Consider the following 26,764-nt stretch of genomic DNA (forward strand, 5'->3'; position numbering starts at 1 on the left):
GCTTAAAGTGTCACTACTTGAAAGGACTCACCATGTCAACCCAGATTGACCAGGAAACATCCAATACACTTGAAGCGCCGCTCGCATCAGAAGCCACGGCACGACCACGGCTCTTCTTTGTCGACCATACACGCATTTTCCTAACGACGCTGGTCATCATACATCATCTTGCGCTCACCTATATTGCTGGTCCCTGGTATTACCGGGAAACAACATATGACCTGCTCACAAACTTGCTCCTGGGGCTGCTGGTTCTCTTTAACCAGTCTTTCTTCATGGGCTGCTTCTTCCTGATCTCAGGCTACTTTACACCCGGCTCATATAATCGCAAAGGACCGAAGGCATTTCTCAGAGACAGGTTTCTACGCCTGGGGCTGCCGCTCCTGATCTTTACATTCATCCTCAATCCCTTGATCATCTACCTTGGTGCTGGAACACCTATGCCCTACGGGTCATTCCTGCTTAAGTATGGCGTTTCTACCATTGGCACTGGACCGCTCTGGTTCGTCGAGGCGCTGCTGGTCTTTGACTGCCTCTATGTATTCTGGCGCTGGCTGACTCGTAAGCGCACAACTTCTACACCCGCCACTGCGATCAGCAAGCCGCTGACCTATCGCGCTATCCTGGCGTTCATACTCTCCCTGGCGCTTATCACCTTCCTGGTGCGCCTCTGGCTCCCTTTTGGCTGGACAGTCCCGTTGGTGAATCTTATCCCTTCCAACTTCCCACAGTATATCGGCCTCTTCCTTATTGGTCTGCTGGCCACTCGACATGGCTGGTTTCAAAACATTCCAACCTCAATGGGAAAGATTGGCCTGGGCGTTGCGCTCGGTTCCACGCTTATACTCTTTCTTCCAGCTCTGCTAAGTGGTTGGGGAACCTTCGCTGGCGGTCTGCACTGGCAGGCATTTGTCTACGCGCTCTGGGAAGCACTCATGGGAGTTGGCATGAGCATGGGCCTGCTCGTCTTCTTCCGCCAGCGTATGAACCGGCAAGGCAACCTGGGGAAGCTCCTTAGTAGGCAAGCCTACGCAGTCTATATCATTCACGCCCTTATCCTGGTCTGCGTGGCGGAATATGCGTTAGGTAGTCTGCACCTCTATCCACTGCTCAAGTTTGCACTCGCTATGCTCATTTCTATCCCGCTCTGTTTAGTGTGCGCCTACTTGCTCCGCAAGCTCCCACTAGCGCGCAAGATCCTCTAAGCATAACATACTACACATCATTTCTACTGGTCCTTGACATTCTCATAGTTAGTACTGTATAGTACTAACTATGAGAAGCACATCGAATCGTGACCAGGTCATCAAGGTAGGGGCCGAGCTATTTCTTGCTCATGGCTTTACTACCACGAGTATGGATGACGTGGTCAAGCAGAGTGGCGTTGCCAAATCGAATATCTACTATCACTTTCAGAGCAAGGACGAGCTGGCCCTGGCTGTGCTAGAAAAGCATATCGCTTCGCTGCAACTGCTCTTCCGCCAGTGCGTACTTGAAAACAAGAACGGCACACTTTTACAGAAGCTACGAGCGTATACCGATGGGTTGATTGCTGAACTCGTCGAGCGCGAGTGCGTCGGAGGTTGCCCTCTTATGTCACTGATGGTGGAGGCTGGGAAGGCCAACGAACGTCTGCGCGAACGTCTGCGCCAGTTCTTCAGCCAGCAAAATCAGGGTCTTGAGAAACTCCTGAATGAGGGGAAGCGCCTGGGAGAGGTCCGCGCTGACCTGCCAACGTCAGCCCTTGCTTCTCTGTTCATTTCATGGCTTGAAGGGAGCCTGATGGTGGCGAGCATCGAGAAGAGCGCCACAGCACTCCGGCAAGAACGCGATGCCCTGCTTCACCTATTAAAATCCTCCTGATTACTAAAACCAAAGTGGCCCTCTTTTTAAATGACAGTCTGTCAAATAGAAAGAAGTTTGCTCTTTTTTTTGCACACATATTAGTACCATTCAGTACTAATACAAAGGAGAGTAGCTATGCAACACATTCAACAAGGTATTTCTAGTATCGAGGGTCTACACCTCGCCCACAGCTATGTCATCGAGGCCGCCGATGGCCTGACGCTTGTCGATACGGGAGTTCCCGGCTCTCTTCCTCAGATGGAGAAGGAACTCAAGAACGCAGGTTATCAGCTTAACCAGGTCAAACGCATTCTTATCACGCACGCCCACTGGGATCACTATGGCAGCCTGGCCGCCCTCAAGGAGGCAACTAGCACCCAGGTCTACGCCCACCATCGCTATGAGAGCGCGGTCATTCGTGGCGAGAAGAGACCCTTGCATCCCTCAAAGGCGAAGCTAGGCGCCTTTGACCGCCTCGTCTATGATGCCTGGGTGATACCCAAACTACGCCATACCGTAGCTGTTCCGGTGGACTACGAACTTAAGGAGGGTGATCGACTCGACGAGGTGCTTCCCGGCCTGGAGGTTGTGGACCTGGCGGGACATAGCCCAGGCCAGTGCGGCTTCTGGCACGCGGAGCGCGGTATTCTCTTTGGAGGGGATGTTATGATGCGCTCCCCCCTGGGTCGTTTCCTCCTACCCATGGTTGCAGCGACTCCCGATATAGCCGAGGCCAAACGCTCAATCCATAAAGTTGCTGAACTAAATGTCGCGACCATCTGCCTCGGCCACGGCCAACCACTGATCGGCAATGCCGCCAGCATCATTAAAGCCTTTGCCAGTAAGTTCTCTTAAGCCTGGACGAAACAGGCTAAACCGCCGAAAATCAGGTGAAGGTTTGACACAGAGGTTCTTGACCCAGCACTTTTGGTCGAACCTTCAGCCAATTTACCACAAGTACTTGCGAGGAAATGAGCGAACGCTTATACTACAGACCATGACAAAGCATCTCGCCGAACAGATCCCTGAGATATATGAGCGATACGCTCTTGAATGGGATGCTGATCGCAATAGCAGAAAATGGAATGACAAGGGTTGGCATGATCGGTTCGTCAAATGCCTGACTGAAGGCGCAACTATTCTTGATCTTGGATGTGGGTCAGGAATGCCTGTCGCTCACAATCTCGTGCAGCATGGACTTCGTGTCACTGGTGTCGATACCTCTCCGACGCTCATCGCGCTCTGTCGCAGGCGCATGCCGGAGCAGGAGTGGATTGTGTCGGATATGCGGGCAGTCACGCTTCACCGACGATTTGACGGCATTCTCGGTTGGGACAGCTTTTTCTTCCTCAAGTCCGATGATCAGCGAAAAATGTTCAACGTGTTCGCCGCCCACGCAGCCCCTTCCGCTTTCATAATGTTCAATACGGGTCCACGGCACGGCGAGGCGATTGGTGAGTATCGGGGAGAATCACTCTACCATGCCAGCCTCGATCCAGCGGAATACCAGATGTTGCTTGATCAATTCGGCTTCGATGTTGTGGCACATGCTGTCGAAGACCCTACTGCTGGTGGACGAACAGTCTGGCTTGCTCAATCTCGAAGGCGATCGTGATCGTACATAGCCCAGATTCAGAAGTGTACCAGATCCACTCTTCGCCTCATTTATCAATAGGTCCATTAGCATATATCGTTTAGAATAGCGCCAATACAAGGAGCAGCACAACCTCGGTGAACTCCTCAATCGCGCCATAGCTGTCGCCTGTCAGGCCGCCTATCTGCGCGTTTATCCAGTTGCCAAACAGAAGGGCACAGATACCAGCACACACCCAGATTAGCAGGCCTATGAGCAGACCCAGCCCCGAGGCCAGCCAGGCGCCCACTATCAGCGCGATCACCAACGAGATAACTCCTGCCTGCAACACCTGTCCGCGTGTAACCACCTGCCTATAGCTGACACCCAGACCACTCGTGCGCGCATTGGGGAAAACATACAGAGCGAGTAGCATGGCCCAACGCCCCAGAACCAGTGTCAACATGAGCGAGGGCACCAGGTGCGCGCCCGAGATGCTCCCCAAAAAGGCCCACTTGAGAAGCAGTGCGCAGATGCCCCCCAGGACACCAAAGCTACCTACGCGACTATCGCGCATGATCTCCAGTTTGCGCTCACGCGTCCTCCCTCCCAGTAACCCATCGCACGAGTCCATCAAGCCATCCAGGTGTAGCCCACCCGTCAGGATCACCAGCCCGACGACACACAATGCGGTCAACGCCAGGTGCGGCAGACGAAAGCCCAATATCCAGGTGACCAGCCATAAGAGCAGGCTAAATATTAACCCGACTATAGGAAAATAGGCGGCGCCAATCCTTGTCTGACTGCTTGTGCTAGCGTCCTGCGTGCTCTGCGGCGCTCGCCCAGACCTCGAAGGTACTGGCAATACGGAGAGGAACTGTACTGCCGCGACGAACTCGGCATACTGCTCACCTAATGAAGTATTTGTTGGGGATAGCGATGGTCGCCACTTTGGTCCGCGCGGGGATTGAGCTCCCGGCGCTTGCCGCCCCCTGCTCACGCTACCATAGCTCGTTCCTCCTGGTCGCCAGGACCCTGAGTCCCGCTCAGTTGGCATACTATGTGGTGTTGGCTCATTCTCCATACTCTGACTGCGCTCCTTTTACCGTTATACTGGAACATCTCAAATGAGGAAAGGGAATTTGTGGGGGACACCCCACACCCCGGCAGGAGGGAGACCCTCCTGCACCTCCCCTCTTTTCTGATCACCTAGTTACCGCTGCTCATTCAGAAGCACCAGTATGGCTGCTAGCGGCTCACCCTCTTTCTGACCGGGAAAGAGGTCAATAGCGCTCAGCGAACCAGGGTCCAGGCGAAACTGCCACTGGCGCTCCACGGGAGATGCCAGCAGGAGACAAAACAGCACACGCAATGGACCGCCATGACTTACGAGCACATAGTGAGCCTGTTCCTCCCCCTGCCCTCCAACCCCAACATTCACATCCATAAATGTTTTGCGCAGACCCTTGCGCACACGCGTGACCAATTGCTCAAAGCTCTCCCCACCTGGCGGCGCCTCGCCCACCGGATCACGAAAAAAACCTGGTTGCTCCGAGGCATTAGCCATAATCCCTTCATAGGTCAGACCCTCCCAGGCACCAAAGTGCATCTCTCGCCACTCTAGCGCCTGCTCTATGGTCATCGATCCTGGTACGCTCCGGCTGATGATCTCGGCTGTCTGCACGGCACGCTGGGTATCGCTACTATAAATTTTTGCAATAACCTTTCCCTTGAAACGCTGCGCCAGCCAGCGAGCCTGTTCCTCTCCTTCTGATACGAGCGGCGGGTCACTCCAGCCACAATAACGCTTCTCCACGCTCCACTGCGTCACCCCATGCCGCACCAGCCACAATCGAAACGGTCTACGCAACATCCTCAACTCTTCCAGACTCACATCACCAACCATCATCTCCCCCCTTAATATACGCAATCATTAGAGCATCTACCAAATTGTAGGGACCAAGCTGGCTTGGACTTTTCCCAAGGGCAGCAGTGATCAGCTCCCATGGCAAAACCATGCTAGCATGGTCCCTCCATAATCAGTAGCTGCGTACGCCAGTAGCGGGCTACTCTCCGCGTAGCTCCTCGCGCAAGGGTGAGGCTGGATCGTTTTGCAGGAGAAAGAGCAGGCGCTTGCTGGAGCCGCCGCTGTCGGGGGTGGCGGCGCTCACAATCTGCTGTAGCTCCTCCGCATCCAGGTCACGCGAGGGATCCCAGCCGTAGCGTTTGATGTCCACGCGGTCCTCCCCGGAAAATTCAATGCCCTCAGCCTCCAATAGCTCGCGCATGCGCCCTTTCTGCCCAAAGGCCCAGCTTCCGCTCAGCTCGCCCTTGCTATTCACCACGCGCTGAGCGGGCACCTCCTCATGCGCGTCATTCATGATCCAGCCAATCATGCGCGCCCCGCGTGGATAGCCCAGCGCCTTGCCAATCCAGCCATAGGTCGTCACGCGCCCCGCCGGGCAAGCCTCCACCAGGGCAAAGACCCGCGCCTTCAACAGCGCTACCGACTCCGGCGTCGAAGCAGAATTCTGTACCATATCACACTTCCTTTTGCGTAATTCTTGTAAGCTCAAAACGCATAGTACCGCAATCACCCTCACCGATGCAAGTGTAAGAATTATGGGGCCACTTGTATTATCTCTACTATGGCAGGGGCTCCATCAGGCAATGAAGGAACGGAAGCTTTCCAGAGGAGAGCACCGCTTTTGGCATTGAAGACGAAGATGCCAGAGTTGAGGGTATAGACCATATTATTGGCGACGACTGGTTGGCTGGGACCGCCAGGTGTACCGGCTCTCCAGATTTCATGCCCATCCGTGGCGTTCAAGGCCTTTATCCCATAAAACGAGTTGATATCGTCACTAACCGGGACATAGATTGTCTTGCCATCCCATACTGGAGCCTCTGAGGCAGAACCAACCTGGTGTTTCCAGAGCTGCTTTCCTGTCTGTAAGTCATAGGCATAGAACCACCGATCCTGGGAACCAAAGTATACCGCGTTGTTAGTGACTATAAGATCCATCACGAGGCCATGTGTCTGTTCTGATTTCCAAAGGAAATTTCCTTTCTTCGCGTTGAAGGCGTATACATAGCCTTTTTCATTATTAGATAGGGTGATAGAGAGCACACCATTATGGACATGAGGGCGACTCCAGACCAAGTCTGGATTAGTATCTGGACTGGGTACATACCAGAGTTGTGTCCCGTCTGTTGAATTGATCGCGCGTAGGCCATCAGCAGCAGCTATGTAGAGGATGTTGTTCTCGCCCGTGATATAGGAGCCTGACCCTTTATCAATACGATATACTTCCCGTTTTGTGCCATTGACAGGATTAAAAGCATAGATCTTGGTGGAATTGGCGTTTATCACAGTCGCATAGAGCGTTCCATCCACCAGAGCCAGGTCACGAATACCACTCTCTTCCGCGTTATTGGCTTCATAGGACCAGCGCTTCTTACCAGTCTTTGCATCCAGGGCCAGCACAATATGATCAGGGCCAGGATACTGGATTTTTGCATGTACAGGATCATCCATTAGCACATAGACGTTATTATCCGCTACGATTAAATGCGTAACACTCTGTGATGACTCGCTATCTTTCAGCTTCAAAATCGTCAGCGGATAGCTCCATTGGATTTTCCCGGTCTGCGCGTCCGCGCGATAGATGATACCAGCGCCACCAACATAGATGCTTCTGGAAGACAGGTTAGCAGGCTGATGTGCAGGTGCAAGCGTGAAAATGGCCAGCATACTTCCTACAAGCACGATGACAAAGAGAAGCGAGGCCACAAGCGTCGCGAAGCGCGTGAAAGGACGCCGTGCAGGTACCTCTCGCTTAAGAGGCAGCCTGGATATTACTAATTGAGTATCTTGAATGACGACATCTCCCTCAGATTCTGAGTGGGCTTGCCCTTCGACATGCTTCGCCAGGCGAGCTCGCACTGTTTCCAATATCGCGTTCTCTTCTTGCTCCTCCTCGTGAACGCGATAGAGGTCTTTCACGAGCGCGGCATTGGCAGGCGCTCCAGCCTGCTGGCGCGGCCCCCAGGCAAGTTCATCCACACGCTCATCGACCTCCTCTGGCCGAAACAGTTCTTCACGTCTATTCATTGCCTGCCTCCTCACTATTTTTTGTGTAGATGCTACGAAGGAGATTGAGCGTACGCGAGAGTATAATGCGCACCGCGCCCTCGCTCTTGTTGATCCTTTGGCCAATTTCCGCACAACGCAGGCCACCCGCGAAGCGCAGGCGTAATACCTCACGCTGGGCCACTGGAAGGGCAGCCAGGCGTATTTTTAGAAGCTCATGCGCCTCCTGGCGCAACACAACCTGCTCAGGAGCAAGTTCATCATCAGTAAGCATGCCTTCAACCATCTCTAGCGGAAGTAGAGGATGCCGAAGCGCACGCCGTTGAGTGTCAATAAATTTGTTATGCGCAACCCGCCGTAGCCAGGCCAGTTGTTGTTGCTCACCCAGGCGCGCAAAGTCTTGCTTCTCTAAAGCCGCCACAAACACATCCAGCAACACATCCTCGGCCTGCTCCCTTGTGACGACATTACGACGAATATACTTAAGCACAGTCGGTGCAAAGCGCTCGTAGAGATCCGCAATGGGTGATTCCTCAAATATCATTCGCTGTTCCCACAACTATGTCCTGCTCCTTTACGTCTGCTTTATTTAAGACCTCACCTGTAAATCGTTGAGTAAAGAGAAACGTTTCAATTCTTTTTCTTTCACGCGCTGACCTCGTTCATCACTTTGGGGCAGAAGCCGATGTAATTGTCCGCTAGTACTCTTTCCTTGTATTTAGGCATTCTACACAGTACACTCTCCTTAACCCCTGATAATTTAGAAAGAAAGTAGGTCGCGCTTGGTGCATAGCCAGGATCTTCAGCTCCTACAACTACTACAGCTAGCCGATAGCGCCCTTCCCATCGGCAGTACCGCGCACTCCTATGGCCTGGAGACGCTCGCCGACGATGGACATCTCACCAGCGAACAGCTTTTCACTTTCTTCTCTGACTATATGCAAGAGAGTGGGCCGCTGGAGGGCGTCTTCTGCCGCGAAGCTTGCTGCCTTAGCAAGCTCTCGCCTGCTGATTTCGCACCTTCCTGGCAAGTACTCAATACGCGTCTAAGTGCTTTCAAAAGCGCGCGCGAGGCCCGTACTGCCAGCATCACTCTGGGACGGCGCTTCCTCCAGCTCGTCCAGTTACTAGCTCAGGAAAGCGATCGGGGCGAACTCCTGGCGCAGGCGCTACGCCTGGCAAAGTCAGCTCAGAGCGAAGCCCATTACTGCACAGCATTTGGCCTGGCTGGTGGTATGCTGGAGATAGAGGAAGGAACCCTGGTGCTGGCCTACCTACAACAAACCCTGACCAGCCTGGTCTATGCCTGCCAACGCCTGCTACCCGTTGGGCAGAATCAGGCCAGCAGCATTATCTGGCATCTCAAGCCCATCCTGGTCGAGGTTGGAGAACGTATCGCTCACACCTCCCTGGATGAGGTGGCTAGCTTTACCTTCCTGCTGGATCTGGCGAGCATGCGCCATCCAACCCTTACCACCCGGCTCTTTATCAGCTAAAAAAGCTATCGATCACACCTCGATATACCTGTAAGTGTGATCGATTCGAAAATCAGTGCCGAAGATAGCTCATTGCAGAGCCTACCAACCTCATGCCTGCCTGCTATAGACGCCCGTGAGCGTCCAGATCAACCGCCGTTCATCGCGTGGAGGAAGTGAGGAAGATCGTGTGGGTCTTGCCTCAGGCGGAGCGTACCGCGTCTCAACGAGAGTTCTCTCTATTTGCCTGGATTGCTTTGGCTACTATGCTTCATACAGAGTCTGAAAATCAAATCAATCACACTCGGCCGGAACCTGCTCAGTTTAGACCAGACGTGCGGGGAGCGCTTCATCTGCGCTTCACGCACTCCGAGGCCCACACAGGAACGCGCCTACGCGTTGAGCAACAGCGCCCGCCGCTACGCGTGATTCGCGCCTTTCCTCTGCCGGAGGGTGGCGCGCTAGTCCACCTGCACAATCTCTCGGGTGGGGTCCTGGGCGGCGATCAGTTGGAGCTACACGCAACCCTGGAGGCGGGCGCCTATGCGCAGCTTACCTCGACGAGCGCCACACGCCTCTATCGCAGTCGTCCCGGTGATCCCCTGGCTCGCCAGAACACCCTGCTTCGAGTCGGCGAGCATGCCCTGCTCGAATACCTGCCCGATCCCCTGATACCTTTTGCTGGCTCTCGCTATCAACAAGTAACACGCATCGAGCTGGCCCAGGACGCGGGCCTCTTCTATTGGGAGATCGTAGCGCCTGGACGCAGCGAGGAGCACTTCGCCTATCAACAGCTCTTCCTGGACCTGGATATTTACGCACCCGAACGCCTGATAGCCTGCGAGCGCTCCCATCTGGAACCAGCTCTGCGACCCCTTACCTCGTCCACACGCCTGGGACCCTACACCCATTTCTGTACCTTTTATATCTGCCGTGTGGACCTTGACGCCAGTCGCTGGACACAACTGGAGCGCGAACTGGCAGAAATGGCCCAGGAAATCAGCTCTCAAGAGACGCTCTGGGGCGTAAGCACGCTCCCCGCGCATGGCCTGGTCATTCGCGCACTTAGCAAGCAGGGCCGCACCCTCCAACAGCAGCTACCAAACTTCTGGTACAAGGCACGCACCGCCCTCTACGGCAGAAGCGCCACCATGCCACGCAAAACCTATTAAGTAGAAAAGGAGCTTATCTTGCAACTAACGCAACGCGAACAGGAGAAACTCTTGATTTTTGTAGCCGCCGAGCTGGCACGCAAACGCCAGCAGCGCGGCCTCAAGCTAAACTATCCCGAGGCTATGGCTATTCTGACGGCTGAGATTATGGAGGCGGCACGCGACGGTCGTAGCGTCGCCGAGATTATGACGTTTGGAACAACCATTCTGCGCCGCGAAGATGTGATGGATGGCATCGCGGAGATGATTACTGACGTCCAGGTCGAGGCTACCTTCCCCGACGGCACCAAACTGGTGACGCTTCACGACCCCATTCAGGAGTAGAGTACACATGAAACCGGGTGAATATTTTCTTGACGACGAGGCAGGCGATATTCTGGCTAATGCAGGGCGCACTATCGTCGACCTCCAGGTAACGCATACAGGCGACCGCCCCGTCCAGGTCGGTAGCCACTTCCATTTCTACGAGGTCAACTCCGCCCTCCAGTTTGAGCGAGCCACGGCCTATGGCATGCGCCTGAATATTCCCGCAGGCACAGCGGTACGCTTCGAGCCAGGCGACGAAAAGGTTGTCACGCTTGTCCCCTTCGCCGGGGCACGCATTGTATATGGACACTCTGGGCGTGTCAATGGTCCCCTGGCCCCAGAAGCACCTACAGAGAAAGGAGAGAGCGCCCTATGAGTCTGCACATTCCACGCCAGACCTATGTCGACCTCTATGGCCCAACCGTGGGCGACCGCGTGCGCCTGGCCGATACCGACCTGGTCATCGAGGTAGAGCAAGATTTCACCACCTATGGCGACGAGATTACCTTCGGCGGAGGCAAGGTTATCCGCGATGGCATGGGCCAGAGTAGCCGCGCCACGCGTGAAGGAGTCAATGGCACGCTAGACCTGGTCATCACTAACGCCCTGATCATCGACCACTGGGGCATCGTCAAAGGTGATATCGGCGTCAAAGATGGGCGCATTGTCAAGGTCGGCAAGGCCGGAAATCCCGATACTATGGCCGGGGTCGATCCCGAGCTGGTCGTTGGCGCCTCAACCGAGGTTATCGCGGGCGAGAATATGCTCGTCACAGCGGGTGGTATCGATAGCCATATCCACTTTATCGCGCCCCAGCAGATCTACGAGGCTATCTCCAGCGGCATCACGACCATGCTTGGTGGCGGCACTGGTCCCGCGACTGGCACAAACGCTACAACTTGTACGCCGGGGGCCTGGAACCTGGCACGTATGCTCCAGGCGGCAGAGGCCTGGCCGGTCAACCTGGGCTTTCTCGGCAAGGGCAACACATCGACGACGGAGCCGCTCAGCGAGCAGATCCGGGCCGGGGCCTGTGGTCTCAAACTGCACGAGGACTGGGGAACGACGCCCGCCACCATCGATACCTGCCTGCGCGTCGCCGATCAGTATGATATCCAGGTCGCGATCCATACCGATACCATCAACGAGGCTGGCTTCGTCGAGAATACCATCGCCGCCATCGCCGGGCGCGCCATCCATACCTATCACACCGAGGGCGCGGGCGGTGGACATGCCCCTGACATCATCCGCATCGCCTCGTATCCCTATATATTGCCCTCTTCCACAAACCCGACGCGCCCCTACACGGTTAATACTATCGCGGAACACCTGGATATGCTCATGGTCTGCCACCACTTGAATCCCCAGGTTCCCGAAGATGTGGCCTTCGCCGAGAGCCGCATACGGCCTGAGACCATCGCCGCCGAGGACATTCTGCACGACCTGGGAGTCTTCAGCATGATCTCTAGCGACTCCCAGGCCATGGGGCGCGTGGGCGAAGTCATCCTGCGCACCTGGCAGACGGCACATAAGATGAAGCAGCAGCGCGGACATCTGCTAGAGGACTCGGAGCGCAACGACAACTTCCGCGTCAAGCGCTATGTCGCCAAGTACACCATCAACCCGGCCATCACGCATGGCATCGCCAGGCATGTTGGCTCCATCGAGGCGGGTAAGCTGGCAGACCTCGTGCTCTGGAGGCCCGCCTTCTTTGGCGTCAAGCCTGAACTGATCATCAAGGGCGGCTTTATCGCCTGGGGTGCGATGGGCGACGCCAACGCCTCGATTCCGACGCCGCAACCTGTCATGTATCGACCCATGTTCGGCTCCTTCGGCGGAGCCACCGCCGCTACCAGCCTGACCTTTACCTCTCAGGCCGCCATCGAGGCAGACCTGCCTCACAAGCTCGGCCTGCGCAAACAAGCTGTCGCGGTCCAGAACTGCCGGACCATTGGCAAGGCCGACATGCTCCACAACGCCGCCATGCCCACCATCGAGGTCGATCCCGAAACCTACGAAGTACGCGCCGACGGAGAACTCCTCACCTGCGAACCCGCGACCGAGCTCCCTATGGCCCAGCGCTACTTCCTGTTTTAATTTCTATAACACCAGGATTACAATGGAAATAGATAACCTGAAGCGTTAAGAAAGGAAGTGGCACCATGTCACAAACCACAAACCCTCGCGCCTTTCGCATCGGTATTGCCGGGCCAGTTGGCTGCGGCAAAACCGCGCTCATAGACCGCCTCAGCAAAATGCTCTGGCCGCGTCACAACCTGGCCGTCGTCACCAATGATATCTACACCAAAGAGGATGCCGAGTTCCTTCTGCGCCAGGGTACACTGCCACCCGAGCGCGTGCGCGGCGTCGAAACCGGGGGCTGCCCCCATGCCGCCATCCGTGAGGATGCCTCGATGAATCTGGAGGCTATTGAAGAGTTGGAGGAGTCCCTGCCAGGGCTGGAACTGATCTTCGTCGAGAGCGGTGGCGATAACCTGGCCGCGGCCTTCAGCCCCGAACTGGTCGATGTCTCCATCTATGTCATCGATGTCTCAGGCGGCGACAAGATTCCACGCAAGGGCGGACCCGGCATCTGCCGCTCGGATCTCCTTGTTATCAATAAAATAGACCTTGCTCCCTTTGTCGGGGCCTCGCTTGAGGTCATGCGTCGCGACGCCACCAAGCAGCGTGGCGAGCGCCCCTTTATCTTCACCAACATGCAAGTCGGGACTGGTCTATCTGAACTCATCGCCTGGCTTGAGCAGCAGATGAGCGCGCCATTGGAGCAACGCCGCACCCTGCTCACCACCAGTTCAGCCCCTTCGGGTATGGCGCATAGCCACAGTCACTCACACGAACACATGCACGCCTAAATAAAAAAGTTGTGTCTGGTTTCTATGAGTATGGTTGGCGAGCGTACGCTCGCCAACCATACTCATAGAAACCAACTCATTTCCAATATTTCAGTCCCTCAGCCTGCAAAGCCCCTAGATCCATAACGTGTGTCATCGTTCTCCATTCTCCAATTAACTTCTAATTAACTCATCAGCTAAAAAGTTGCGATATGCTCCAGTCTACCGTATGCTTAGACAGAAGGTAAGAGCTTTCAAGAGAAGTCAAGAACCCCCACATTGAATGTGGGGGCTTGCTCAAACGGCTAGAGCAACGCGATTCTTGGACTAGTGGGCTTTGTTTTTCGGAACAGACAGCAGCGTGAGGGGCCACAAGGATGTCCACGGACGCCACCCTAATCCGTACCACTCCTAGCCACGCCGAAGCTGATGCTACGGATACACTCGTAGCTACGCCTCTCATGCCACCACGAAGGGTCATATCACCCTGGCCTGGACCAGGAGAAGGGCAATCCCTTATGCGAATACCTGTTGTCGATATACGCGGGATGGCGCTCATGCCATGCACACCAGCCAAAGCACGCCACTTGCTCAAAAGCGGCAACGCACGACCCAAGCGCAACAAGCTCGGGCTGTTTTACGTCCAACTGAGCTACGAACAGGAACCAGACAACCAATCCCTCGTCGCAGGGGTCGATCCTGGGTCGAAGTTTGAGGGTTTGAGCGTGGTTGGCACCAAAGACACCGTGCTCAACTTGATGGTGGAAGCACCCGATCATGTCAAAGGTGCGGTTCAGACCAGGCGCACGATGCGCAGGGCCAGACGGCAGCGCAAGTGGCGCAGGCCCAAGCGCTTTCACAACCGTCTCAACCGCATGCAGCGCATTCCCCCCTCAACGAGAAGTCGATGGGAAGCCAAAGCCAGGATTGTTGCGCACTTGCGGACCATCCTTCCATTCACGGATGTGGTGGTAGAAGATGTGCAGGCGGTGACACGCAAGGGCAAAGGGGGCACATGGAACGGCTCCTTTAGTCCTGTCCAAGTGGGGAAGGAGCATCTCTACCGACTCTTGCGAGCGATGGGACTCACCCTGCATCTGCGCGAGGGCTGGCAGACGAAGGAACTTCGAGAGCAGCATGGCCTCAAAAAGACGAAGAGCAAGTCGAAGCAGTCCTTTGAGTCGCATGCGGTGGATAGTTGGGTGCTCGCAGCATCGATCAGTGGGGCGGAGCACCCCACCTGCACCCGTCTGTGGTACATGGTGCCAGCCATCTTGCATCGTCGCCAACTCCATCGTTTGCAAGCGTCAAAGGGAGGCGTGCGCAAGCCCTATGGGGGAACCCGCTCATTGGGCGTGAAACGGGGAACCCTTGTCGAGCACAAGAAATACGGACGCTGTACCGTCGGCGGAGTTGACCGCAAGCGAAACACCATCAGCTTGCACGAATACAGAACGAACACACGACTCACCCAAGCAGCGAAAGTGGAGACCTGTCGAGTCTTGACCTGGCTGTCTTGGCGCTCCTGGTTGCTCAGAGGAAAGCGCACATCGTCAAAGGGCAAGGGAAGCCACTCTTCCTAGCCCCAACTAAGGAACGCCTGTGGAGATCCGATGAGTAAGAGTAGATCTACAAAGGATGCAACCTATGCAGAATACCGATGCTACACAACTGCCCTTTTCGCTTTCCCACTTCATTCGTACTCAAACCCCATTAATAGGAGAGCAATGCATTGTGATTACCTCCAGCGAGAAAGGCACCCTTGTCCATGTCGAGTAATGGGAACGGACGGCAGCCTCCCCAAACACCAAAAGGGAAGCAACCCAAAGAGCAAAACGACGATACATTTCAGTTAAGCAGAGTTTTTCTAGCCTTTACGCAATTGCCGAGAGTGATTCGTCTGGTATGGTCTACCAGCCCTTTGCTCACGATCATTATGGCGCTGATCAGCTTTGCCAGTGGCTTTTTGCCTGCGTTGAGCGTCTGGATTACGCGGGGCGTGGTCGATAGTGTGATCACTGCCGCGTTTAGTCGCACGCACACGCTGGGCATGGTCTGGTTTTTTGTGGGGGCACAGATGGTCGTGGGTTTGGGGCAGAACCTTTTGAGTACCTTGAGCAATATTGCGCAACAGCTTTTGCAGGAGCGCGTGAGCAATCGCGTGCAGGCAATGATCCTGGAGAAAGCCAATACACTTGACCTGGCCTTTTTTGAGGATGCGGAATTTTATGATAAGCTGCGCAATGCCTCCGACGAATCGAGCTATAAGCCGATGTCGATAATCTCGCAGCTTTTCGATTTCGCCAAGACGCTGGTGACGCTCTTCTCTATGCTCTTCCTGCTGCTCAACCTAACCTGGTGGCTGGCGGTGATTGCCCTGCTTATGCCGATTCCCTCTTTTATTTCCAGCACGCGCTATGGTTGGCGGGGCTATAAAAAGATGCGTCGTCAGTCACCAGAGCGGCGGCGCATGATGTACTTGAACCGCCTGATGACTACTGACACCTATAATAAAGAGATCAAGCTCTTCAGCCTGGGACACTTTTTCATTAATCAATTTAAAGATCTGGCTGAGACGTTGTACCAAGAAGATAAACGCATCGTTGTGCGGCGCTATCTGGCCAGTTTTGCCTGGAGCAGTCTCTCAGCCGTGGCAAATTCGGCCATCTATATCTATGTGGCCTTGCGGGCAGTGATCGGTGCGATCAGCATTGGTAGCCTGACCATGTATACGCAAGCGATCATACAGGTTGGTTCAAGCTTCCAGGGGATTCTCGGCGATCTCTCAGGGATCTATGAGAGCAATCTTTTTGTGGACACCCTCTACCAATTCTTGGAATATCAGCCGCGCATTGTCTCACCTGCCCAACCAAATGCCTTGCAGCGCGATTCCAACTCGCCCGGGCTGGCTGTGGAGTTCCGCAATGTCAGCTTCACCTATCCTGGCAAAGATCCTGAGACCGAGGCTGCCTTAAAAAATGTCAGCTTTGCCATCAAGGCTGGCGAGGCTATCGCGCTAGTAGGGCGAAACGGAGCTGGTAAGACCACGCTAGTGAAGCTGCTGACGCGCCTCTACGATCCGGACGCGGGTCAAATCTTGATTGGCGGGCGCGATATCCGCGAGTACGATATTGAAGAGCTGCGGAGCGTGGTGGGTGTGATCTTCCAGGATTATGTAACATATTATATGAGCGCGCGCGAGAATATCGGCGTGGGCCAGATCGATGAAATTGAGAATTTGGAACTGGTGGAGCGGGCCGCAGGCAAGAGTGGGGCTAATGCGGTCATTACAAAACTGCACGATGGCTACGCGACCATGTTGGGTCGCTGGTTTAAGGATGGTACTCAGCTCAGCGGGGGCGAATGGCAGAAGGTGGCTCTGGCACGTGCCTTTATGCGCAATGCGCCGATTCTTGTCCTCGACGAGCCAACCAGCTCGCTCGACGCCCATGCCGAGTATGAGATCTTCACCAAGTTCCGCCTGCTGACCGAGGGGAAGACAGCCATTTTCATCAGCCACCGTTTCAGCACCGTGCGCCTGGCCGATCGTATCTTTGTGATCGAGGAGGGCGTGCTCAAAGAAAGCGGCTCACACGCTGAGCTGCTCGCGCTTGATGGCCGCTACGCCGAGCTGTTCAATTTGCAGGCGGAGGCGTATCGGTAAGAGCAAAAGATAGATCATTCCGGTTAGATGTTTCTCCACCAGCGACACTGCTAGTGGTGCTGGTGGAGAAACTGCATCACTGTTTCTCCCGTAAAACAGTTCATCGCCTTAATGCCTCACCGCGAGGAAAAGGCATTGTTTTTCAGAAGGAGTAAGCATGGATAAAGTTAGAGAATGCCTGTGAACATATCCTGCTCATAGAGACCAGGACGGCGATCCGTTAGATCACGCGCCAGGGTGAAGTATTCATACCCCAGAGCAAGTTCACGCTGCTCTGGAGGCAGGGTAAAGAAGAAGTTATCGGGCGCGATCTGCGTTCTATGCGCACGTAAGGCTTGAATCTTCTGTTCGATATGTGGGCGCACATCAACACAGGTAGAGATAAGTTCATCTGGCGTGCCCATACGGTCCATATTCATCTCTGGATTATTCCAGGGGCCATCGGCGCCACTCTCGCGCATCTGCTTCACCGCCTGCTGGATCATCGAGCGCGACATCGCTGTGTAGTAGAGCTTCAAGGACTGCCAGGCACCAGGGATATCGGGATAACAACGAGGATCGGCCGCGGCATCGAAGGCCGCCAGGGCCACGCGATGCGCCTGCAAGTGATCGGGATGACCATAGCCACCAAAGGCATCGTAGGTCGCGATCACCTGCGGCTTCAGCTCACGAATAATCGCCACCAAGCGCCCGACGGCCTCGTCAAACACAGCTCGATGGAAACAATCAGGATGATTATTAGAAGGACGGCCAGCCATGCCCGAATCGCGATAGCCGAGCAGGCGCAGTTCCTGAATATTGAGAGCCTCAACCGCGCCCTGAAGCTCCTGCCGACGCACCTCAGCCAGGCGCGGGAACATCGCCTGCTTCGCGGCCTCATCCAGTTCGGGATCAACGATCTCGCCCTCTTCGCCCAGGTTTGACGTTACCAGGGCGGTGCGCACACCCCGGGCCGCGAGCATAGCAAATGTGCCGCCCGTGCCAAATACCTCATCATCGGGATGAGCATGAACAGCCATAAAAGTCAGAGGCGTCTGTGTCATAATGATCTCTTTCTCAACTATCAGTGAAACTTCAATATCAATTAATATCTATACGGAGACTGGCCCAATCTGCGCTTCAAAGAACGTCATCACCCTCTGCCAGGCATCCTCGGACGCCTCGGCGTGATACATACGCCCCTGGTCATTAAAGAAGGAGTGCTTTGCCTCGGGATAGATTTTGATATCATGGGGAATGGTATACTGCTCCAGGGCTTGCTCAAGCTTGTGTCCCTGAGAAGCTGTAAAGTCCTTTTCTGGATAGGAGCCCACCACTGGACAGGCACGCTTGACTGCGTCCAGGGGCCTGGGATTGGCGGCATAAAAGGGAGCGACGACCTTGAGGCGCTCATCGGTGCAGGCCCAGGCAATCGCAAAACCACCACCCATGCAGAAACCAATCGCGCCCACGCGTGAGTCATCTATCCCCGGCTGCTCCGTCAGGTAGGTAAGCGAGCCCTTTAAATCGTTCAGGCTCTCATTGTTGAGCGACTTGAGAAACATCTGCCCCATAAAGCGGAACATACACACCGTGCGATTGCGCCCGGAGAACAGATCCACGGCCAGGGCGGCATATCCCACATCCGCGAAGCGGCGCGCAATATCCCGAATGTTCTCATTCATGCCAAAGATCTCATGGATCACAATCACGCCGGGAAAAGGACCCTCGCCCTCCGGTCGCGCCAGGTAACCCTGTACCTGGCGCTTCCCCGAGGAGAAAGACACATCTTGCGTCTGTACCATAACTGTTACGCTCCTTATAACATGTGCTTCATGGGATTATAGTAGATGGTGTAAAATGCGCAGGCATTTCACACCATCTACTATAACTTATGCGTTCACGCTTTCGGCAGCCCGCTTCAGCGTTTCACGCAGTTGCTCATAGTGCATCTGTGCGTGGAAGAAGCCAAGCATACCAACACCAATGGCATTCATTGGGCCAAAGGCGGGGATACGCGTGATGGTCGTTGCCAGATTGGGCTGGTCAGGCCAGGCGGAGAGATAAGCCAGGCTCATGCGGCGGCTCTCATTGAGGCGGGCGCGCACCTGGTCCGCGGTCTTCAGGGTTTCCCAGGGGGTCTCAGCGTGCAGGCGTGCCTCAAGAGCCAGGCCGCGCGCAAGAATAGAGGAGGCCGAAGCATTCTCTTCAAAGCCTGCAGTCAAATGCGCCACGATGTGACTGATGGTCCAGCCACGTTCACCGTCCTCAGTCGCCTTGGGATCATTAGGAACAAAATTCACCGCGGCATCCGTCGTGTCCTTGAGGATGGTCTCAACGGTCTCAAAGGCCTGCTCGATATAGTTTTGCAGATCCTTATAGCTAACCTCGGCAACCATGTCCGCGTAGGTGGTCTTGCCCTCGCGGAGCGCAGTAAAATCAAACTGTGGCATTACAAATCCTCCCGCGGCCTACAATGCCGCGTTCTATATCATTATTGGTCAGCACTTTCCATAAGCGCTCTCTTGCGACCTTACAATTTGTAAGTTTATCACATATTTTCACCCTGCTCAACTCTCCTTTTGAGCAAGGAATCTTGTATAGTTTCCCAACAGGCGGACAAGAAGCCGGAGAGACACTTGATCAGGCTGTTCAACGAGAAGTCTCCGAAGAAGTAGGGTGTGAGGCTAAGGTTGGCCCATTGCTATGGGTCTGTGGGCTAGCTTGTTGCAGGTCTTCGATGATTGCACGAAAAGAGATTTCAACAGTATTGAAAAAGCGAGGAAAATAGGTTAAAATGCATGTATGGAACGTATGTTTCAAACAAAAGAATTTAGGAAACTGATTGGACCATCAGTCAACACCCTGCAATAATGGGATCGGAAAAGCATCTTTCCCGCGTATCATCGCCCAACAAATCGGTGCTACTACACGCATGAACACTCCTTGCAGTATCGCGGGTTGATTTCTTGAGAGCCGGGATTGGTGATTGCGTCTGTCTGCGGTATGGAACCCACATCAGGGTGATCACTGGCGAAACGTGCTCCCTTGAAGAAGAACTGGTGCGGGATGTGATCGCCATTGTGACTGGGTTCTCGGCACGGCTTCCTGGCCTGCGTTTGCACAAAAACCTGATTCGAGCAGCAGCTCTGGGAAAGGATATCAAGGATGATCAAGACACACAAGATCAGACTGCATCCCACGCCTGAGCAAGCCAATTACTTTGCAAGAGCCGCAGGAACCAGCCGGTTTGTGTGGAATTGGGCGCTTGCTGAGTGGAATCGGCAGTATGAGGCCGGAGAAAAACCCACCGCCTTGAAACTCAAGAAGCAATTCAACGAGCTCCGGCGCTCTCAATTCCCCTGGACATGGGAGGTGACGAAGAACGCCTCAGATCAGCCCTTTCTCGATCTGGGAAAAGCCTTCATCGCGTTTTTTGAAGGCAAAGCCAGACGCCCCAAGTTCAAGCGCAAGAAAAAAAGCAAACCCTCCTTTTACCTTGCCAACGATCAATTCGAGTTGGGGGATCATCGCATGTGGATCGTGCGCCGTGTCGGTGCAGAGAGTAATACCTGTCACAGACAGGAGAGGTCGAGAGTGAAAACCTCTAGGACAAGAGCTAACCCGGAGGGGAAACCCAAAGGCGACTGTAGCATGCTCATAAAGCGAGAAATATCAGAAGGCATGTATGATAGAGTCTCGCAAGTCCTGTGTGCATGAAGCCCCGCTAGGGGGAGAGGCGAAACTGGCCAATTGTTGAACCTACGTTTCCGTGCGATGAAATGCGCATCCATCCCACCATGCCCAAAGGGATGACACTGAGAATACATCATAGGGGATCCAGATGATGGAAACACTCTCTCCAGTGAGCAGCGGGTAATGAACCCGATAGGAAACATACGGGCACCTAAACACACTCAACGTTCTCTTTGCGCAAAAGCGGGATCGCCTAAAAGACGCGAGTCTCATGGCGACGGAGTTGCCATAGTAGTGCGCCTTTGTGTCACAAATGTCTCTCTTACCCGTCGGGGTAAGCTCACTAGAGCAAGGTGAGTAACACAGCGACTTACTCGCTCTCTTACGAGAGCGGGGACACCTTCACCCGAAAGGCGTGAGGGGAAAATAGCATGTCGTGCAAAATGCTGGTGAAGCTCCAGTCCCAGGAGCCAGAGGGAAGTCAAGTGAAGCTGTATATGGTGAAGTCTTGATTGGCTGAATCCAAGTCACGGCGGAAATGCGGCAGCCCACAGGAACGGGATAATCGCCTGTGTCCAACGTGCAGGGGAACGGTACTATTTTCTCTGCAAGCTCTCGTTGGAGCCAGCCCTCACGGAGAGGGAAATGACGAAATGGGCACCTACGTACAGACTGAGACATTTGATGGAACTGAGGGATTGCCTAAACTCCGTAAGGAGCAGGGTAACGGAGCGGCCATAGGAGTTTCCCCATGTGGGAGACAAAGGGTCGCAGGAGGCCAGACTCAAAAGTGGCGGTTGACATGGATGTGTCATAAGACCGCTATGGGAGCGGTGTTGAAAAGACACGGGCCTCTGGAGAGCTTCATGCATCGAAAGGGTGCACGTTAAGTTCGGAGGGGAGGGGTTGATGCTCCCGAGTAATCGGGACTTGGCCTCTTACCCTACCTCAAAGGCTTGGAGTAATGTCCGAGACATGGGGAAGGGCAACAGGTTATATGGGAGCGGAAAGGCAAGGGACGCGAAATGCGAAGAGCCAAACCTGAAAACTCCCAGAAGCTGGAGAGCCGGATGCTACGGAAACGGGCATGTCCGGTTCGGTGGGGGGCCGAGGGAAAAGGGCTGCCACAAGGCAATACCTCGCCCGCGGCCTACCCAACCCCAAGCTCGGATGGGTCAATCTGGCTGAGAAGCTGCGCTTGCAGGGCAAAGTCACAGGCGCACGTCTTACTCGTCAAGCAGATTGGTGGTTTGTGTCCATCCAGGTCGAGATCCCTGATAGCATCGCGGTGAAGAAACCAGCCGCCGTGGGTATCGATGTGGGGCTGAACCGCCTGGCCACCTTGAGTACGGGAGAGGGAGTCGAAAACCAAGCCTTCCTCAAAACCGCCCTCAAGAAATTGCGTCAGGCCAACAAACGGCTGCATCGCCGAAAACTGGGATCAAAGAATCGGGAGAAAGCGCGCCGACAGGTCGCCCGTCTGCATTATCGCATCACCTGCCTGCGCCAGGATGTCCTTCAGAAGCTCACAACCAGGCTGGCCGACAGTTACGGGATCATCGGGGTGGAAGATCTCCACCTCAAGGGACTCCTCAAGAATCGCCGTCTCGCTCGCTCGTTCGCCGATGCCTCGCTCGGCACCCTCAGACGTCTGCTCGAGGCAAAAGTGGCGCAACGTGGGGGACAGGTGATCAAGGTGGACCGTTTCTTTCCTGGAAGTCAAGACCTGTCATTGCTGCGGTTGGACGTGGGAAGCGATGACGCTCAAGGATCGCATCTTTGTGTGTCAGAATCCTGCTTGTCCGTATGATCAGTTTTCGCAGGATCGAGATCACAACGCAGGTCAGAATGTGTTACGGGAAACCCTTCGCTTGATCGGGCTCATGGATCAAGCCGTCTCCGGTACTGGCTCGGACGAAGACGCAAACTTGCCTGCGGACGCGGGGTAAGACCAAAGGGCTTCGGCCCGGAGGCACCTACGGATGAAACAGGAACAACGAAATTCGGTGTGAACGTGTGCTTGCATACGTTTGCATATGAAAATCGGAGCAGGCATCACACAGATAGCGAGCGTAATCAGCACGAAATTGTGTTACCAGGCTTTGCGCTGCATAAGAAGAAACTAAAAGAACAAAGATTTTTTGCTGGAGGATGTGTATAGCTATATTCTAAAAAGAGGGTGTACTTCTACTAGAGAAGTACACCCTCTTTTTAGAATATAGCCATAATATTCAACCGACTTGTGGCTAGAAGCGTGATCGCTTCTGCCTTAGGCGTTGCGCTTCCGTCGATTCTGGGATTTCTCATAGTAACGACAACAAGCCTCAACCAGGATGCCTGCATTTTACACGCTACGGCTAAACTGTTTCACCGCAACTTCAAATGGTCAGTCTGGGTTGACAATAATATGGCACTTCGGTATTACCAGCTTGATCGGTTGTTGTTGTTGGAATACGATGTCTCACGGGGCTGATAACAATCCCGGCAATAGACGGGGCGATCATCTCGTGGCTGAAAAGGAACAGTGGCTTCATTTCCACAACTCGCGCAAGTAGCCGTGTACATTTGACGTGCCTCGCGCTGGTAGCCACCACGTGAGCCTCCATTTGCCTGCTTGCGGGCAGCACGGCACTCGGGGCAACGACTTGGGGCATTCGTCAGTCCACGACTCGCATAAAATTCTTGCTCACCGACAGTGAAGGTAAATTCCTGGTTACAATCGCGACAATACAGTGTCTGGTCAGTCAAAGGGAACTCTCTTTCTCATTATCCGCTTATACGGATCGAATAGTTGAACTTCTGTATTGCGCACCATCACCTCAGTCAGTTTACTTAGAGCAACAAAGCACCATACAGTGTTCGTTTAGTATAACACATTCTTTTCATTTCTGCTAGTGTTTTCATCCTCTCCTTGGCAAGAATTTCCGATTCTCTTTTGCACGCACATCCCTTACCCTTGAGCGCCACAGGCGCGAAGGCTCTCCTGAGAAAGCGGCGCGCGGCTACGCGCTCCCTTCGGTTTCACACTTGTCTCAGGAAAGGCAAACGACTTATCAGACCGAGCGTAAGACCCCTGCCTTCAGGCATGGGGATACAAGCGAGTCCTTTTCTGGTGGATAGGGTTGTGGGGGATACACCCGTATTGACATACTCACTCTTCTCCGATATACTAGAACAAGTGTTTTTGTACATACACAAATGAAAAGTGTTTCCTGGGTTCGTAGGTAAATTCGCGTCCTATGGTAAAAATGCTTGCGTACATGTGTTCCTGTACCTCTCGAAAGGTCTTTAAGAGCTCACAAGCCGCCTTTCACACAAGAGAGCAAACACGTTTTGGCTCGGACGGAGCCATCAGGAAGCTTCGGCTTGCTGAGAAGCCCCCGGCTTTAGCCGTGGGGAGTCGTCACCACCTATCGCGTCGCCCTGGGCATATACTGGCTTCACCTGCTCTTGCTGGGAGGCATCCTGTTCGCCAGCTGGCGCTATGCCCGGCGTGCAGGATTACTGAAAGACGAAGTGACCACCGAAATACGCTCCGCCACCGAGCGACGCATAGTCTTCTACCAGGTGCTCTACGCCGTCACCATGCTCTTTAGCATCATCAATACATATATCAGCATTGTGCTACTGATCCTCCTACAACTCAACTCTGCTATTGCCCCACGGATTGGCCGACTGGATCACATTTGATGACTGTTGTAGGGTTCAAGCTGGCTTGGACCCTACAATTTATTGACTGCTCCAGTTAGGACGAGTATTCGCGAACCTTTCATCGGGGCGACCGCGCACGCGTCGAAGTAAATTTTACTCCCGTCCAGGATGAGTGGTAACTTCAAACTAACAAGTGCTTTTTTAATAGAAAAAACATTGACAAACATTGTACCTTCACCTTATATTTACTATGCTGGTGATAATTGTCTAGTTGCTAAAACTACTTTTCCCATAAAAGATTAGCAAAACATAATTTACACTACTATTTTTCCTCCAAAGACCGCATTGTCTCGTAATTCGGCAGAGGACAGAGTCGCCGTGCTCATTTACAAGATAGTTGGAGGAATGTCAATCACGGGTAAGAAACAGTGAGGTACAGCATGCCCGAACAAGAACCGCAACAAGGATGGGCAACAAAGTTAGAGACTTTTTTACAAAATCTCGCTGACGAGCAGCGCAGTGGTGTCCTTGATTTAGAGCGCAGCAAAGCTGGCGTGAAAGAAAAAGGGCGCGTTATTTTGCTTCATGGAGGAATAGTCGAGGTAAGCGTGGGAACACGCACCGGCGAGGAGGCTTTAAACTGGCTGCTTGCATGGGGCCAGTGCAGATATACATTTGCCCTCACCTCGCCTATGGAAATGGAGGGCACCTTTCCTCAAAGAAGTCAGCCAACCTCAGATCCTATCGTTATGCCTCCCCAGACCCCCATACCTCCCGCGAGCATACAGCCACGATCAAATACCCTCCCACCGGGATCCTATACACCAAACATCCCTCCTGCACACACAAATAAAGGGCCATTCGCGCCCAATACGCTGCTCCCTTTCCAGAACGCGTCTGTTCTAAACTCTCCGCCGACCAACTCCCCAAAATCACCAGCCTATAGTTCATGGGATGCTCAGCAGGCGCCTGCCGGGCAGGAAACAACGCTTGTTCCCTACCGCCTCCTGCAAGGCCCAGACGCTATCTCGCTCATTGGTCGCTATCCCTTGACCCGCTCTCAGCGCCACCTTTACTTTTTGCTCGATGAGCAACGCACCATCGTCGATTTAGCGCGCCTGACCGGTAACTCCATTCTCGGCGTGCGCCAGTTGTTGATAGAGCTAGAACAGATGGGCCTCGTTAGATTTAAAATCGCCTCTTAAGAAGGGAAGCAGAAATATGGGAGAGTGGCGGGGCAATGCTTGTGGCATTGCCCCGCCACTCTCCCATATGTATTACTCTTGCAAGTCGCTTGCCGAATGCGGATAATGAGAGAGAGCCTGACTAGCAAGCAATAACAAGGAGTATAGATATGCCTTCGTCGTCCTCTCAGTCAGCCGAGCCTGTACGCGTCGCCGTCGTGGGTTTCGGCCTGGCTGGCTCTGTCTTTCACGCGCCCCTGATCGCCAGTACGCCTGGCATGCGCCTCACAGCCATAGTCACCAGTAATCCTGATCGCCAGCAGCAGGCCAGGGAAAAGTATCCCCAGGCCCATATCTACTCTCACGTCCAGGATTTATGGAGCGATGCCAGCGAGTATGACCTGGTCGTTATCGCCACAGCCAATCGCGCCCATGTTCCTCTGGGACTGGAGGCCCTGCGCGCCGGGCTGAATGTTGTCATCGATAAACCCATGGCAGCCACGGTCACCGACGCCGAACAGTTGATCGCGACCAGTAAAGAGACAGGCAAGCTGCTTACCGTCTTCCAGAACCGGCGCTGGGATAATGACTTTCTCACTATCCGCAAACTGCTCAAAGCCAATACCCTGGGTCCTGTGACGCGCTTTGAATCGCGCTTCGAGCGCTATCGCCTGCAGCCCAAAGTTGGCAACTGGAAAGAATCGGCTGATCCGGCAGATGCGGGTGGCCAGCTCTTCGACCTGGGAAGTCACCTCATAGACCAGGCGCTCTTCCTCTTCGGCAAGCCTGAGAGTGTCTATGCCGAGATGTTCAAGCGCCGCGAACATGCCCAGGCCGACGATGATAGCTTCGTCGCGCTCCGCTTCTCTACTGGCGTCATTGCCCATCTCTGGGTCAGCCAGGTCGCGCGCCTCTCTGGCCCACGCTTCCTGGTACGCGGCCTGCTAGGAACCTTTGAGAAATGGGGCCTTGATCCACAGGAAGACGATTTAAAGGCTGGCAAAACACCCACCAATACGCCTGCATGGGGCCAGGAACCTCGCGAGCGCTGGGGCCACATCGTTAGCGAGATCAACGGTGTAAGCCTCGATGGCCAGGTCGAGAGCGAGCCTGGTAGCTATCCTCTCTTCTACGCCCGCTTGCGCGATGCCTTGCGCGAAGGCACACAGCCACCAGTCAACCCACGCGAGGTCGTAGAAGCGCTACGCGTCATCGAAGCCGCCCAGAAAAGTGCTCACCAGTCCCGCATCATCACCCTCTAACAAGGAAAGAAA

General features: G+C 54.4%; 26 protein-coding genes and 3 pseudogenes. 20 read left to right on the forward strand and 9 right to left on the reverse strand.

The annotated features are described in order from the left end of the window. Positions 1 to 32: 32 nt before the first annotated feature. The 4 genes from KRAC_RS44665 (at position 33) to KRAC_RS44680 (ending at position 3,460) form a co-directional block, all read left to right on the forward strand. A complete protein-coding gene (locus KRAC_RS44665; RefSeq protein WP_007918693.1) occupies positions 33 to 1,205 on the forward strand; it encodes an acyltransferase family protein in 1,173 nt (390 codons plus the stop codon). Between the two features lie 70 nt (positions 1,206 to 1,275). Further along, the gene (locus KRAC_RS44670) at positions 1,276 to 1,863 is read left to right on the forward strand and encodes a TetR/AcrR family transcriptional regulator (RefSeq protein WP_007918695.1); all 588 of its coding nucleotides are present in this window, start codon (positions 1,276 to 1,278) and stop codon (positions 1,861 to 1,863) included. 117 nt (positions 1,864 to 1,980) lie between these two features. Then, positions 1,981 to 2,700: an MBL fold metallo-hydrolase gene (locus KRAC_RS44675; protein ID WP_007918697.1), complete on the forward strand. Its 720-nt coding sequence runs from the start codon at positions 1,981 to 1,983 to the stop codon at positions 2,698 to 2,700. 142 nt (positions 2,701 to 2,842) lie between these two features. Beyond that, positions 2,843 to 3,460 (forward strand): class I SAM-dependent DNA methyltransferase, encoded by a 618-nt coding sequence (locus KRAC_RS44680; RefSeq protein WP_040447166.1) that lies wholly within the window; start codon positions 2,843 to 2,845, stop codon positions 3,458 to 3,460. A gap of 79 nt (positions 3,461 to 3,539) precedes the next feature. On the opposite strand, the gene cobS is transcribed toward KRAC_RS44680, so the two are convergent. The 5 genes from cobS to KRAC_RS44705 form a co-directional block, all read right to left on the reverse strand. Beyond that, positions 3,540 to 4,502: an adenosylcobinamide-GDP ribazoletransferase gene (gene cobS, locus KRAC_RS44685; RefSeq protein WP_007918700.1), complete on the reverse strand. Its 963-nt coding sequence runs from the start codon at positions 4,500 to 4,502 to the stop codon at positions 3,540 to 3,542. A gap of 129 nt (positions 4,503 to 4,631) precedes the next feature. Beyond that, a complete protein-coding gene (locus tag KRAC_RS44690; protein ID WP_083815098.1) occupies positions 4,632 to 5,327 on the reverse strand; it encodes a histidine phosphatase family protein in 696 nt (231 codons plus the stop codon). Positions 5,328 to 5,484: 157 nt separating this feature from the next. Next, positions 5,485 to 5,958: an MGMT family protein gene (locus KRAC_RS44695; protein WP_007918703.1), complete on the reverse strand. Its 474-nt coding sequence runs from the start codon at positions 5,956 to 5,958 to the stop codon at positions 5,485 to 5,487. Positions 5,959 to 6,038: 80 nt separating this feature from the next. Further along, on the reverse strand, positions 6,039 to 7,532 hold the full coding sequence (locus tag KRAC_RS44700) for an outer membrane protein assembly factor BamB family protein (RefSeq protein ID WP_007918705.1): 1,494 nt from the start codon (positions 7,530 to 7,532) through the stop codon (positions 6,039 to 6,041). Further along, complete coding sequence (locus KRAC_RS44705; protein ID WP_007918707.1) at positions 7,525 to 8,070, reverse strand: RNA polymerase sigma factor; 546 nt, start codon at positions 8,068 to 8,070, stop codon at positions 7,525 to 7,527. The genes KRAC_RS44700 and KRAC_RS44705 overlap by 8 nt, the downstream gene beginning before the upstream one ends. A 226-nt stretch (positions 8,071 to 8,296) precedes the next feature. On the opposite strand from KRAC_RS44705, the gene KRAC_RS44710 reads away from it, so the two are divergent. The 9 genes from KRAC_RS44710 to KRAC_RS44745 all read left to right on the forward strand — a co-directional run bounded on the left by KRAC_RS44710 (position 8,297) and on the right by KRAC_RS44745 (position 16,980). Further along, entirely contained in the window at positions 8,297 to 9,007 is a 711-nt protein-coding gene (locus tag KRAC_RS44710) for an urease accessory protein UreF (RefSeq protein ID WP_007918710.1), read from the forward strand. 167 nt (positions 9,008 to 9,174) lie between these two features. Further along, the gene (locus KRAC_RS63805; protein ID WP_007918711.1) at positions 9,175 to 10,158 is read left to right on the forward strand and encodes an urease accessory protein UreD; all 984 of its coding nucleotides are present in this window, start codon (positions 9,175 to 9,177) and stop codon (positions 10,156 to 10,158) included. A gap of 18 nt (positions 10,159 to 10,176) precedes the next feature. Beyond that, the gene (locus KRAC_RS44720) at positions 10,177 to 10,482 is read left to right on the forward strand and encodes an urease subunit gamma (RefSeq protein WP_007918713.1); all 306 of its coding nucleotides are present in this window, start codon (positions 10,177 to 10,179) and stop codon (positions 10,480 to 10,482) included. Between the two features lie 7 nt (positions 10,483 to 10,489). Then, positions 10,490 to 10,840, forward strand: coding sequence for an urease subunit beta (locus KRAC_RS44725; RefSeq protein WP_007918715.1), 351 nt, complete (start codon positions 10,490 to 10,492; stop codon positions 10,838 to 10,840). After that, positions 10,837 to 12,561, forward strand: a complete 1,725-nt coding sequence (gene ureC, locus KRAC_RS44730) for an urease subunit alpha (RefSeq protein WP_007918724.1) — start codon at positions 10,837 to 10,839, stop codon at positions 12,559 to 12,561. The genes KRAC_RS44725 and ureC overlap by 4 nt, the downstream gene beginning before the upstream one ends. A 65-nt stretch (positions 12,562 to 12,626) precedes the next feature. Then, on the forward strand, positions 12,627 to 13,337 hold the full coding sequence (ureG, locus tag KRAC_RS44735) for an urease accessory protein UreG (RefSeq protein ID WP_007918725.1): 711 nt from the start codon (positions 12,627 to 12,629) through the stop codon (positions 13,335 to 13,337). 497 nt (positions 13,338 to 13,834) lie between these two features. Continuing rightward, positions 13,835 to 14,899 (forward strand): RRXRR domain-containing protein, encoded by a 1,065-nt coding sequence (locus KRAC_RS44740; protein ID WP_052569158.1) that lies wholly within the window; start codon positions 13,835 to 13,837, stop codon positions 14,897 to 14,899. Between the two features lie 64 nt (positions 14,900 to 14,963). After that, on the forward strand, positions 14,964 to 15,095 hold the full coding sequence (locus KRAC_RS78775; protein ID WP_007918729.1) for a hypothetical protein: 132 nt from the start codon (positions 14,964 to 14,966) through the stop codon (positions 15,093 to 15,095). Continuing rightward, on the forward strand, positions 15,085 to 16,980 hold the full coding sequence (locus tag KRAC_RS44745) for an ABC transporter ATP-binding protein (protein WP_007918732.1): 1,896 nt from the start codon (positions 15,085 to 15,087) through the stop codon (positions 16,978 to 16,980). Before KRAC_RS78775 ends, KRAC_RS44745 begins: the two co-directional genes overlap by 11 nt. A 167-nt stretch (positions 16,981 to 17,147) precedes the next feature. Here KRAC_RS44745 and mshB read toward each other — a convergent pair whose 3' ends face one another. The 3 genes from mshB to KRAC_RS44760 form a co-directional block, all read right to left on the reverse strand. Next, positions 17,148 to 18,023, reverse strand: coding sequence for an N-acetyl-1-D-myo-inositol-2-amino-2-deoxy-alpha-D-glucopyranoside deacetylase (gene mshB / locus KRAC_RS44750; protein ID WP_007918735.1), 876 nt, complete (start codon positions 18,021 to 18,023; stop codon positions 17,148 to 17,150). A 48-nt stretch (positions 18,024 to 18,071) separates the two neighbouring features. After that, positions 18,072 to 18,764 (reverse strand): dienelactone hydrolase family protein, encoded by a 693-nt coding sequence (locus KRAC_RS44755; RefSeq protein ID WP_007918736.1) that lies wholly within the window; start codon positions 18,762 to 18,764, stop codon positions 18,072 to 18,074. Positions 18,765 to 18,851: 87 nt separating this feature from the next. Beyond that, positions 18,852 to 19,412: a DinB family protein gene (locus KRAC_RS44760; protein ID WP_007918738.1), complete on the reverse strand. Its 561-nt coding sequence runs from the start codon at positions 19,410 to 19,412 to the stop codon at positions 18,852 to 18,854. A gap of 23 nt (positions 19,413 to 19,435) precedes the next feature. Between KRAC_RS44760 and KRAC_RS80250 the strand changes: the two genes are divergently transcribed. The 4 genes and pseudogenes from KRAC_RS80250 to KRAC_RS44780 form a co-directional block, all read left to right on the forward strand. Further along, positions 19,436 to 19,750 (forward strand): NUDIX domain-containing protein, encoded by a 315-nt coding sequence (locus KRAC_RS80250; protein ID WP_075164556.1) that lies wholly within the window; start codon positions 19,436 to 19,438, stop codon positions 19,748 to 19,750. 14 nt (positions 19,751 to 19,764) lie between these two features. Further along, positions 19,765 to 20,168, forward strand: a pseudogene (locus KRAC_RS80255) (hypothetical protein). After that, positions 20,128 to 20,502, forward strand: a pseudogene (locus KRAC_RS63815) (helix-turn-helix domain-containing protein); the annotation flags it as partial. The pseudogenes KRAC_RS80255 and KRAC_RS63815, both read left to right, overlap by 41 nt. 1,312 nt (positions 20,503 to 21,814) lie before the next feature. Continuing rightward, positions 21,815 to 22,604: pseudogene (locus KRAC_RS44780) on the forward strand (RNA-guided endonuclease InsQ/TnpB family protein); the annotation flags it as partial. A 472-nt stretch (positions 22,605 to 23,076) separates the two neighbouring features. Here the strand turns inward: KRAC_RS44780 and KRAC_RS67735 are convergent. After that, on the reverse strand, positions 23,077 to 23,403 hold the full coding sequence (locus KRAC_RS67735; protein ID WP_075164557.1) for a zinc-ribbon domain containing protein: 327 nt from the start codon (positions 23,401 to 23,403) through the stop codon (positions 23,077 to 23,079). 768 nt (positions 23,404 to 24,171) lie between these two features. Here KRAC_RS67735 and KRAC_RS44785 point away from each other — a divergent pair. The 3 genes from KRAC_RS44785 (at position 24,172) to KRAC_RS44795 (ending at position 26,752) form a co-directional block, all read left to right on the forward strand. Next, positions 24,172 to 24,345 (forward strand): hypothetical protein, encoded by a 174-nt coding sequence (locus KRAC_RS44785; RefSeq protein ID WP_169461026.1) that lies wholly within the window; start codon positions 24,172 to 24,174, stop codon positions 24,343 to 24,345. A gap of 401 nt (positions 24,346 to 24,746) precedes the next feature. Beyond that, positions 24,747 to 25,511 carry a DUF4388 domain-containing protein gene (locus KRAC_RS44790; RefSeq protein ID WP_007918746.1) on the forward strand — a complete coding sequence of 255 codons (765 nt, stop codon included), beginning with the start codon at positions 24,747 to 24,749 and terminating at the stop codon, positions 25,509 to 25,511. A 149-nt stretch (positions 25,512 to 25,660) separates the two neighbouring features. Beyond that, positions 25,661 to 26,752, forward strand: a complete 1,092-nt coding sequence (locus KRAC_RS44795) for a Gfo/Idh/MocA family oxidoreductase (protein WP_007918748.1) — start codon at positions 25,661 to 25,663, stop codon at positions 26,750 to 26,752. Positions 26,753 to 26,764 lie beyond the last annotated feature (12 nt).

It is taken from the genome of Ktedonobacter racemifer DSM 44963 (assembly GCF_000178855.1).
Classification (GTDB): domain Bacteria; phylum Chloroflexota; class Ktedonobacteria; order Ktedonobacterales; family Ktedonobacteraceae; genus Ktedonobacter; species Ktedonobacter racemifer.

Bases quoted from the DNA above. Each gene is read 5' to 3' on its own strand.
- KRAC_RS44790 (WP_007918746.1), top strand. From the start codon at position 24,747: ATGCCCGAACAAGAACCGCAACAAGGATGGGCAACAAAGTTAGAGACT.
- KRAC_RS44680 (WP_040447166.1), top strand. From the start codon at position 2,843: ATGACAAAGCATCTCGCCGAACAGATCCCTGAGATATATGAGCGATAC.
- mshB (WP_007918735.1), bottom strand. From the start codon at position 18,023: ATGACACAGACGCCTCTGACTTTTATGGCTGTTCATGCTCATCCCGAT.
- KRAC_RS44700 (WP_007918705.1), bottom strand. From the start codon at position 7,532: ATGAATAGACGTGAAGAACTGTTTCGGCCAGAGGAGGTCGATGAGCGT.
- ureG (WP_007918725.1), top strand. From the start codon at position 12,627: ATGTCACAAACCACAAACCCTCGCGCCTTTCGCATCGGTATTGCCGGG.
- KRAC_RS44755 (WP_007918736.1), bottom strand. From the start codon at position 18,764: ATGGTACAGACGCAAGATGTGTCTTTCTCCTCGGGGAAGCGCCAGGTA.
- KRAC_RS44725 (WP_007918715.1), top strand. From the start codon at position 10,490: ATGAAACCGGGTGAATATTTTCTTGACGACGAGGCAGGCGATATTCTG.
- KRAC_RS44665 (WP_007918693.1), top strand. From the start codon at position 33: ATGTCAACCCAGATTGACCAGGAAACATCCAATACACTTGAAGCGCCG.
- KRAC_RS44740 (WP_052569158.1), top strand. From the start codon at position 13,835: ATGCGAATACCTGTTGTCGATATACGCGGGATGGCGCTCATGCCATGC.
- KRAC_RS44760 (WP_007918738.1), bottom strand. From the start codon at position 19,412: ATGCCACAGTTTGATTTTACTGCGCTCCGCGAGGGCAAGACCACCTAC.
- KRAC_RS44690 (WP_083815098.1), bottom strand. From the start codon at position 5,327: ATGATGGTTGGTGATGTGAGTCTGGAAGAGTTGAGGATGTTGCGTAGA.
- KRAC_RS44670 (WP_007918695.1), top strand. From the start codon at position 1,276: ATGAGAAGCACATCGAATCGTGACCAGGTCATCAAGGTAGGGGCCGAG.
- ureC (WP_007918724.1), top strand. From the start codon at position 10,837: ATGAGTCTGCACATTCCACGCCAGACCTATGTCGACCTCTATGGCCCA.
- KRAC_RS44675 (WP_007918697.1), top strand. From the start codon at position 1,981: ATGCAACACATTCAACAAGGTATTTCTAGTATCGAGGGTCTACACCTC.
- KRAC_RS80250 (WP_075164556.1), top strand. From the start codon at position 19,436: ATGCCGCGTTCTATATCATTATTGGTCAGCACTTTCCATAAGCGCTCT.
- cobS (WP_007918700.1), bottom strand. From the start codon at position 4,502: ATGGAGAATGAGCCAACACCACATAGTATGCCAACTGAGCGGGACTCA.
- KRAC_RS44695 (WP_007918703.1), bottom strand. From the start codon at position 5,958: ATGGTACAGAATTCTGCTTCGACGCCGGAGTCGGTAGCGCTGTTGAAG.
- KRAC_RS78775 (WP_007918729.1), top strand. From the start codon at position 14,964: ATGCAGAATACCGATGCTACACAACTGCCCTTTTCGCTTTCCCACTTC.
- KRAC_RS44745 (WP_007918732.1), top strand. From the start codon at position 15,085: ATGTCGAGTAATGGGAACGGACGGCAGCCTCCCCAAACACCAAAAGGG.
- KRAC_RS44795 (WP_007918748.1), top strand. From the start codon at position 25,661: ATGCCTTCGTCGTCCTCTCAGTCAGCCGAGCCTGTACGCGTCGCCGTC.